At 66.5% G+C, this 8,434-nt stretch carries 9 protein-coding genes; 6 read left to right on the top strand and 3 right to left on the bottom strand.

Annotation, left to right across the window (positions count from 1 at the left end; all coding sequences use genetic code 11):
* Nucleotides 1-35 precede the first annotated feature (35 nt).
* Both ABZ293_RS04215 and ABZ293_RS04210 read right to left on the bottom strand, forming a co-directional pair.
* Nucleotides 36-482 (bottom strand): PaaI family thioesterase, encoded by a 447-nt coding sequence (locus ABZ293_RS04215; RefSeq protein ID WP_355177258.1) that lies wholly within the window; start codon nucleotides 480-482, stop codon nucleotides 36-38.
* Between the two features lie 126 nt (nucleotides 483-608).
* Entirely contained in the window at nucleotides 609-1,217 is a 609-nt protein-coding gene (locus ABZ293_RS04210; protein ID WP_355177257.1) for a DUF1707 domain-containing protein, read from the bottom strand.
* A 108-nt stretch (nucleotides 1,218-1,325) separates the two neighbouring features.
* On the opposite strand from ABZ293_RS04210, the gene ABZ293_RS04205 reads away from it, so the two are divergent.
* From ABZ293_RS04205 to ABZ293_RS04190, 4 genes are all read left to right on the top strand, one after another.
* The gene (locus ABZ293_RS04205) at nucleotides 1,326-2,396 is read left to right on the top strand and encodes a DNA polymerase IV (protein WP_355177256.1); all 1,071 of its coding nucleotides are present in this window, start codon (nucleotides 1,326-1,328) and stop codon (nucleotides 2,394-2,396) included.
* Between the two features lie 90 nt (nucleotides 2,397-2,486).
* Complete coding sequence (locus ABZ293_RS04200) at nucleotides 2,487-3,482, top strand: oxidoreductase (RefSeq protein ID WP_355177255.1); 996 nt, start codon at nucleotides 2,487-2,489, stop codon at nucleotides 3,480-3,482.
* Between the two features lie 108 nt (nucleotides 3,483-3,590).
* Nucleotides 3,591-3,887, top strand: a complete 297-nt coding sequence (locus tag ABZ293_RS04195; RefSeq protein ID WP_355177254.1) for a helix-turn-helix domain-containing protein — start codon at nucleotides 3,591-3,593, stop codon at nucleotides 3,885-3,887.
* 65 nt (nucleotides 3,888-3,952) lie between these two features.
* Nucleotides 3,953-4,420: a hypothetical protein gene (locus ABZ293_RS04190; RefSeq protein ID WP_355177253.1), complete on the top strand. Its 468-nt coding sequence runs from the start codon at nucleotides 3,953-3,955 to the stop codon at nucleotides 4,418-4,420.
* A 194-nt stretch (nucleotides 4,421-4,614) separates the two neighbouring features.
* Here ABZ293_RS04190 and ABZ293_RS04185 read toward each other — a convergent pair whose 3' ends face one another.
* On the bottom strand, nucleotides 4,615-6,495 hold the full coding sequence (locus ABZ293_RS04185) for an ABC transporter ATP-binding protein (RefSeq protein WP_355177252.1): 1,881 nt from the start codon (nucleotides 6,493-6,495) through the stop codon (nucleotides 4,615-4,617).
* A 695-nt stretch (nucleotides 6,496-7,190) separates the two neighbouring features.
* On the opposite strand from ABZ293_RS04185, the gene ABZ293_RS04180 reads away from it, so the two are divergent.
* Together ABZ293_RS04180 and ABZ293_RS04175 are read left to right on the top strand one after the other, a co-directional pair.
* Complete coding sequence (locus ABZ293_RS04180; RefSeq protein WP_355177251.1) at nucleotides 7,191-7,679, top strand: GNAT family protein; 489 nt, start codon at nucleotides 7,191-7,193, stop codon at nucleotides 7,677-7,679.
* 166 nt (nucleotides 7,680-7,845) lie between these two features.
* On the top strand, nucleotides 7,846-8,319 hold the full coding sequence (locus ABZ293_RS04175; RefSeq protein WP_355177250.1) for a nuclear transport factor 2 family protein: 474 nt from the start codon (nucleotides 7,846-7,848) through the stop codon (nucleotides 8,317-8,319).
* Nucleotides 8,320-8,434: the final 115 nt, after the last annotated feature.

Below are 8,434 nucleotides of genomic sequence, written 5' to 3'. Positions count from 1 at the left end.
AGACTGCCGTGGCGCGATTCGAAGCGCGCTACCGCTCACGCGTTGCCGTTCGCCCCCAGTTCGCGCTCGACCGAGCGCGCGGTGCCCTGGGCGACCGCGCACAGCACCGGCTCCGCTTCCGCGCCCTCGGCATAGATTTCGCAGGAGACGACGGCTTGGCGGCGCGTCGATCCGGTGACGGTGGCCTCGGCACGCAGCCGGGTGCCCGCGGCCGGGCGCAGGTAGCTGATGGTGAAACCACCGGTGAGGACATTGGCGCCGAGCACCGTACCGGCCGCGAAGGTGAGTGCGTTATCGGCCGCATAGGACACCACGCCGCCGTGGACGAAGCCGAATTGCTGGCTCAACTCGGGCCGGATGGGAATGATCAGGGTCGCGGCGCCGTCGCCGAATGCGGCGATCTCGGTGCCGACCAGCTGTGCGAACGGCTGTGCGGCGAGCACCTGTCGCGCCAGGTCCAGGTCGAGGGCGATCGTGGGCATGAGGTCTCCGTTGCCGAGTGGTTCAATCGTTCGTGGTGCCCAGTGCCTGCCAGGCGGCAGCGGCGAGTTCGCGCGCGACGGCAGTGGGGGCCGTGGCGCAATGCCCGACCGGTCGCTATGCAGCGGTCAGGCGGCAGGACGGGGCCGACGCAGCAGCCAGGCCAGCAAGGATCGCCGCGGCGGGCGCGGATACTTCGCGACCACCGTCCCGGAGCCGATCTCGCCGTCGACCCGCAGCAGCGGCGCCCCGGGCAGACCGCCCTCGGTCACCTTGTTCTTGATGGCGCCGCTCTTGGTCTGTACCCGATCGAGATCGATCCGCCAGCCGCGCGGCACGATCAGCTGGACGGTGCCGGACCGAACGGATATGTGCACCGCGACCTCGCGATGCGGGCACAGTGCCCGGGTGAAGTCGAATTTGATGGCGCCGGAACTGCATTCGGCCGTGATCTCGGCCGGGACGATCCACTCACCGTCCTTCACCCGCGAGCCACTTCCGGTGCGCAATTCGATCGGTTCGCGGGCCGCCGCGACCACCGGCAGGTCGGCGGTGGCGGCGACGAGTTCGGTCGACGTCTGCGCCGAATACACCGCGACCAGCCGCTTATCCAGCTCGATCAGGTCGAGCTGACCCTCGTCGACGGCGAGCTGCAGCTGCCGGGCCGCCACCTCGCGATCGATATCGCCGACCTTGACCGCGGGCACCGCGGGCAGGTTGTCCTGTGCATCGGTCATCGGAATATTCCCCTTGCTCGTCTGCTGCGATCGTACGGCCGGAGTAACGTCCGATCACAACAACTTCTCCACCCACCCACGACCGGCAAAAGTTTCGGGGAGGCGGAATTGTCCAGGTGGCTGCTGCACGTCGATCTCGACCAGTTCCAGGCGGCGGTGGAGTTCCGCCGCCATCCCGAGCTGCGCGGCCTGCCGGTCATCGTGGGCGGCAATGGCGATCCCGACGAACCGCGCAAGGTCGTGACCTGCGCGTCCTATCCGGCCAGGGCATTCGGGGTGCGCGCGGGAATGCCGTTGCGCTCGGCCAAACGCAAATGCCCCGACGGTATTTTCCTGCCGCTGGATATGGCCACCTACGAGGAGGCCTCAGACGAGGTCATGGCGCTGCTGCGGACCTTCCCCGGCCGCGTCGAGGTATGGGGCTGGGACGAGGCCTTCCTCGCCGCCGATACCGACGATCCCGAGCAGCTGGCACGCGAAATCCGAAGCGCCATTGCCGAATTGGATCTGACCTGCGCCATCGGCATCGGCGACAACAAGCTCACGGCCAAGCTGGCGACCGGTTTCGCCAAGTCCGCGGGCAAATCCTCGGCCGCACCCGCCGATACCGACGGCGCGGCGGCGGGCATGTTCCGGCTCACCGCCGCGAACTGGGTCGAGGTCATGGCGCATCGTCCGACAAACGCGTTGTGGGGCATCGGAAATCGGATCGCGGCCCGGATGGCCGAACTCGGCATCGAAACCGTCGCCGACCTGATGGCCGCCGACCGGCATCGCCTAGCCGCCGAATTCGGCCCGAATACCGGGCCGTATCTGTGGGTCCTCGGTCATGGCAAGGGCGATACCGATGTGACGACCGAACCGCGAATTCCGGTGGGGCGCAGCAAATCCGAAACCTTTCCACACGACCTGACCGATCCGGCGGAGATCCGGGCCCAGGTCGCGCGCCTGGCCACCGAGGTGGCCGAGGAGATGGCCGCCGCCGGTCGCATTCCGCTGCGCGTCGCGGTGACCGTCCGCACCAATACCTTCTACACCCGCAGCAAACAAGAAAAGCTGCCCGAGCCGACCACCGATATCGCGACGATCGTCGAAACCGCCCTGCGCATTATCGATCGCTTCGAACTCGATCGCCCGGTCCGCCTCCTCGGCGTCCGACTCGAACTGGTTCCCGAATGAGGCATAACGCCTTCGTATCGACACGGCGGTGGGGTCGATGTGGCCGCGGGATCTGTCGGGGGCACCGGCCACGCTCGTATGCTCGTCGGCATGGAGTTCTTGGCGATGGTGGCACACGAATCGGACAGCGGGATCGTGCTCACCCGGCAGCAGGTCGACGAGGACTTCCTCGGGCCGGGCGAAGTCACGATCAAGGTGCATTACTCGAGCGCGAACTACAAGGACGGACTGGCGATCACCGCGGGCGGTGGCGTGGTCCGCAACTATCCGATCATTCCCGGCATCGATATCACCGGTGAGGTCTTCTCCTCCGAAGTCGACGATTTCGCCCCGGGCGACCTGGTGGTGGCGCACGGCTACGATATCGGCGTCTCGCACAACGGCGGTTTCGCCGAATATGCCAGGGTGCCCGCCGACTGGGTGGTCAAGCTGGACAGTCTGGACACCCGCGACGCGGCCGCGCTCGGCACCGCCGGTTTCACCGCCGCACTGAGCGTGCAGGGCCTGCTCGATCACGGACTCACCCCGGAGACCGGCGCGGTGCTGGTCACCGGCGCGACGGGCGGCGTGGGTAGCGTGGCCATCGATATCCTGTCCGGTCTCGGCTTCGAGGTGATCGCCTCCACCGGCAAGACCGATGCGGGCGACCTGCTCGCCGAACTCGGCGCCAACGAGGTGATCGGCCGACTGCCGCAGGATCCCGACGCCAAACTCCGCGCGCTGTCGAAGGCCACCTGGGCCGGTGCGGTGGACAGCGTCGGCGGCAAATCCCTCGCCTACATCCTCAGTGCCATCGGCTACGGCGGCTCGGTCGCGGTGAGCGGACTGACCGGTGGCTCGGATCTGCCCACCACCGTCATGCCGTTCATCCTGCGCGGCGTATCCCTGCTCGGCATCGATTCCGCCTATGTCCCGATCGAGAAGCGCCGCGCCCTGTGGTCCCGACTCGCCAATGAGCTTCGGCCCCAGCACCTTTCGACGATCGAGAACTTCGCCCCGATCACCGACGCCGAAAAGGTGCTGCGCGCCATCCAGCGCGGCGCCCATTCCGGCCGCACCGTCTTCGGTGTCGCTGGCGAATTCTGATCGCAACCGTAAGGCCCGGCTCGATGTGATCGGGCCGGGCTTCCGATCAGGCCGCGGAATCGGCGTGTTCACGCTGGCCGACCATCCCGATCAATACCGCCGGAGGGCATGGCCCGCATCGCGTTCCTGCTGCTCGCGGAGATGGAGCGCACCTTCACCGTCGAGCGCACCGCCCGCGCCGTCGCCGAATCCAAAGGCCGCCACATCGGCCGACCCACCACCTGGCCCGACGACAAGATCGACTACGCCCCACTGCCTCGCGAGCAGGGAAACAGCCTCGGCGAAATCGCGAGCAAGACCGGCATCCCAAAAACATCACTGCACCGCTACCTCACGACTGCACCGCTACCTCACGCTCGCGACCGAACAGGAGTGATCCCGGTGGCTACCTGGCCGAACGGATGACGTATACAAGCTGGGATGAGTTCCTTCGTCGCAGATCTGAATCATCTGAAATCGAAAGGTCTTACATGCCCATCGGTTCGTTGTCACGTGTCCTGTCTTGCGTTTTCGCCAGTGCGGCGCCACTGCTCTTGATGGCACCGGAGGCCGTTGCCACCCCGGATAGCCCTTACAGCTGCATGGGCCCCTATCTGTCGAATGATGGCTCCGCGGAGGTGGAGTCATGTGTCTACGTCGAGAATGGCGTACCCAGGGCATTTGGCGGCCTCACGGTGAAGAACAACACCATCACCCGCGAAAATTGCACCATGGCTGTGACCGTGGTGGATAAGGATGCCTATGCCAGCGGGGCGAGCGATGAAGTGGTCGCTACCAGTGGCGAATTCCCTTGCCTGGACGGAAGGTATCCCTCCCCGCCGTTGACTGTGGATGCGGCACTGGCGAAGACCGGTCATCGCTATGTCAGTTTCACCGAAGTCACCAAAAACGGCCAGGGGATCGCTCGTATCTACAGCCCGGAACTGGTTTTGCCGTAGACCTGAATTCGAGGTCGGAACTGCTGGACCAGGCCTAGCGCGCTAGGCCTGGTCCAGCGCATCTTGCCGGAGCGGCCGTCGCGAACCCAGCCTCTGTGCGAGGTAGTCGAAGACGGTTGGCCCGACGACTGCGGCGACTCCGACATAGTCGCCGCAATCGATTTCGAGCCAACCGACCGGACGGACGGAGCCGGTCAGGCCGCCACGGTGACCGGTTCCTCCGCGAACTGCGTGCGGTACAACTCGGCATAGCGGCCGTCGGCGGCCAGCAGCTGGGTGTGCGTGCCGCGTTCCACGATTCGGCCGTCCTCGAGCACCAGGATCTGGTCGGCGGCGCGAATGGTGGATAGGCGATGGGCGATCACCAGTGCCGTGCGTCCGTCCAGCGCCTCCGAAAGCGCCTCTTGGACAGCGGCTTCCGAGGTCGAGTCCAGCGATGCGGTCGCCTCGTCGAGGATCACCACGCGCGGTTGCTTCAGCAGCAGCCGGGCGATGGTCAACCGCTGGCGTTCACCGCCGGAGAGTCGGTAACCGCGCTCGCCGACGACGGTATCCAGACCGTCCTGCAGCGACTCGACCAGATCGCGCAACCGGGCCCGCTGCAACGCATCCCACAGTTGCGCCTCGGTCGCCTCCGGGCGGGCCAGCAGCAGATTGGCGCGAATCGTGTCGTGGAACAGGTGGCCGTCCTGGGTGACCAGGCCGACGGTATCGCGGATCGAGGTCGTGCTCAGTGCGCGCACATCGGTCCCGTTCAGCCGCACCGCACCGCTGTCCACGTCGTAGAGCCGGGAAACGAGTTGGGCCACCGTGGATTTTCCGGCGCCCGAGGAGCCGACCAGCGCGACGAGCTGACCGGGTTCGGCCCGCAGCGACACATTGTGCAGTACCTCGACCCCGCCGCGGGTGTCCAGCGTCGCGACATCCTCCAGCGAGGCCAGCGATACCTTGTCGGCGGAGGGGTATCCGAAGCTGACATCGTCCAACTCGACCGCGACCGGACCCGCGGGCACCGCGACGGCATCGGGTGCGTCCTCGATGAGCGGCCGCAGATCGAGCACCTCGAAGACCCGCTCGAAGCTCACCAGCGCGGACATGATCTCCATCCGCGCGCTGGCCAGTGCGGTCAGCGGCGTGTAGAGCCGGGTCAGCAGTAGCGAAAGCGATACCACCGCACCGGCATCCAACTGCCCGCGCAGCGCGTACCAACCGCCGAGTCCGTAGACCAGGGCCAGCGCCAGCGCCGAAACCAGGGTCAGTGAGGTGACGAAGACGGTCTGCAGCATCGCCGTGCGCACCCCGATATCGCGCACCCGGCGCGCCCGCAGCGCGAATTCCTCGGACTCCTGCTGCGGCCGCCCGAACAGCTTCACCAGGGTCGCGCCGGGTGCGGAGAACCGTTCGGTCATCTGGGTGCTCATGGCAGCATTGAGTCCGGCCGCCTCGCGCTGCATGCCAGCGAGCCGATTGCCCATCCGCCGGGCCGGAGCCACGAACACCGGCAGCAGCACCAGTGCGAGCAGGGTGATCTGCCAGGAGATACGGACCATGACGGCGAGCGTGAGCGCGAGGGTGACCAGATTCGTGACCACTCCGGAGAGGGTGTCGCTGAACGCGCGCTGCGCCCCGATCACATCGCTGTTCAACCGGCTGACCAGCGCGCCGGTGCGGGTCCGGGTGAAGAACGCGACCGGCATCTTCTGTACATGATCGAAGACGGCGGTCCGCAGATCCAGGATCAGCCCCTCACCGATGCGCGAGGACAGCCAGCGAATCAGCAGCCCGAGTGCGGCATCGACCACCGCGAGCCCGCCGATCACCATCGCGAGGATGACGACCACCCGCGGCGCGGCCCCGCCGACGATGTCATTGACGACCCGGCCGGCCAGCACCGGCGTGGCCACAGCCAGCAGTGCGGATATCACACTGAACAGCAAGAACGCACCGATCCGGCGGCGATGCGGCCCCGCGAACCGCAGGATGCGCTCGGCCGTCGCGAGCCGGAACGGCCGCTGCTCCTGCGGCGCGTTGGCCCGTCGGTACATCTGGCTCCACGCCACCGATTCGATACTCACCTGGTACTCCCTCTCGCTCCCCACCCATCGAACACCTGGGCACCGACACTAAGACCTCAACAAAGGTTGAGAGCAAGCCCATTCCGCCCCGATTCCGCGCACAGCGAACCGGCCACAGCCTTCGCGGAATCCGCACAGAGCCAATTTGCCGAATCGACTGTGGCGCCGAAGCCGCCGGAGCCGCCGAAGCCGCCGAAGCACCGGAGCCGCCGAAGCACTGGAGCCGCTGAAACGTCCGGAGCCGCTGAAGCACTGGAGCCGCTGAAGTACTGGAGCCGCTGAAACGTCCGGAGTCTCGGGACCACCGGAGTCTCGGAACCGCCGGAGTCTCGGGACCGCTGAAGTCTCGGGACCGCTGAAGTCTCGGGACCGCTGAAGTCTCGGGACCGCCGGAGTCTCGGGACCGCCGGAGTCTCGGGACCGCCGGAGTCTCGGGACCGCCGGAGTCTCGGAACCGCCGGAGTCTCGGGACCGCTGAAGTCTCGGGACCGCCGGAGTCTCGGGACCGCCGGAGTCTCGGGACCGCTGAATCCTCGGAACCGCCGGAGCCGCCGAAGCCGCTGAAACCGCCACTCGAGGCAACTTCCCCATTGATCTGTAAGGCCGACGATCGGATGTTCGGACTCCGCACCAGTAGGGCCACGCTGCGGAAAATCTGTTGTCTGATGCCGGATCCGATGGAAAGGTCGTCCGGTGTGACAGCGCCGCCGTCCGTGATTCTCGTCCAGCTCACCGCAGACAATCTGCCGCTGCTGCTGGAGGCCGCGGTCACCGACGCCGATCCGCTCGAGGTGATGCCGGTCGTTCCAGGCCCACCGGGATGGACGCTCGAGCGTCGCCGTGCCTTCCTCGAATTCCATCGTGACCGTGCCCTTCATCCGATCCGGCCGACGGAACTCACCTATCTCATTACTGTCGCCGGGCGAGCCGTCGGTGCTGCCCGGCTCCAACCCGACGGTGACAGCGTGGAAGCGGGTATTTGGATCGGTCGTTCCGATCGGGGCCAGGGGATCGGCACAGTGGTCGCCCGGCAGCTGCTCGATGCCGCCGCGCACACGGGCGCCCACCGCATCGTGGCCGTCACGACGGCAGACAACACGCCGGCGCAACGACTCATCCACATCGGCGCAGAGCGCACTGTCACCGACGCCAACGAAGTAATCGGCACCGCCGAACTTCGCTGAATCACGCACACCGGACCGCGGCCAGGGCTTGCTGGACTACTGAGCGCCGTGCACCCTCATGCCGATGTGCGAGCATTCGCCTGTCCCACCAAGGACAAGTCTGCGGCGAACAGCAATACCCCGGAGGTAATCGACAGGGTAGGTCAGTGTGGTCAGGATGGCAGCCATGAGTGACTTTGCGACCAGCACTACCCGTACTGTTGTCGAGGAGTTGCTGCGCCGAATCGGCGTGGGCGATCCAGACGCCACCGCAGCGATGTATGCCCCGGTCAGCGACTGGAAGCTGAACTGGCCGGACAACGAGCACGGTCGACCCGCGACCCCGTGGATTCAGTACCGCTCCACCCGCGCCGACGCCGCCGAGCACTATCGCGAGATCGCCCGCCACCACATCCCCGAACATGTCGGCACCGTGATCGAACGCATCTTGATCGATGGCCCAGATGCGGTGGTTCTAGGCGAAATTCGCCAAACTGCCCGCGGCACCGGTCGCGCCTATCGTTCCCGTTTCGCCCTGTATCTCACTGTCGAAAACGGTCTCATTACCCGACACCATGTCTACGAGGACAGCCTCGCCGTGGCACAGGCCTTCGACGGCCACGCGATCGAGCACCATCACGATGGCGTCGATGCCCCGTAATGCCGCGATGTGCACCGAACACCCGTTCGTCGAGCACCGCGAAAGTCGAGTGACAGTGCGGACCCCGATAAAGCGCGCGGATCTCGCGGTGGTGGCGCGGGCGTGCATAGGCTGG

The organism is Nocardia sp. NPDC005998 (assembly GCF_040614395.1).
Classification (GTDB): Bacteria; Actinomycetota; Actinomycetes; order Mycobacteriales; family Mycobacteriaceae; genus Nocardia.
The sequence above is the reverse complement of the archived record's forward strand: the minus strand, read 5'-3'. Positions and strand labels throughout refer to the sequence as shown.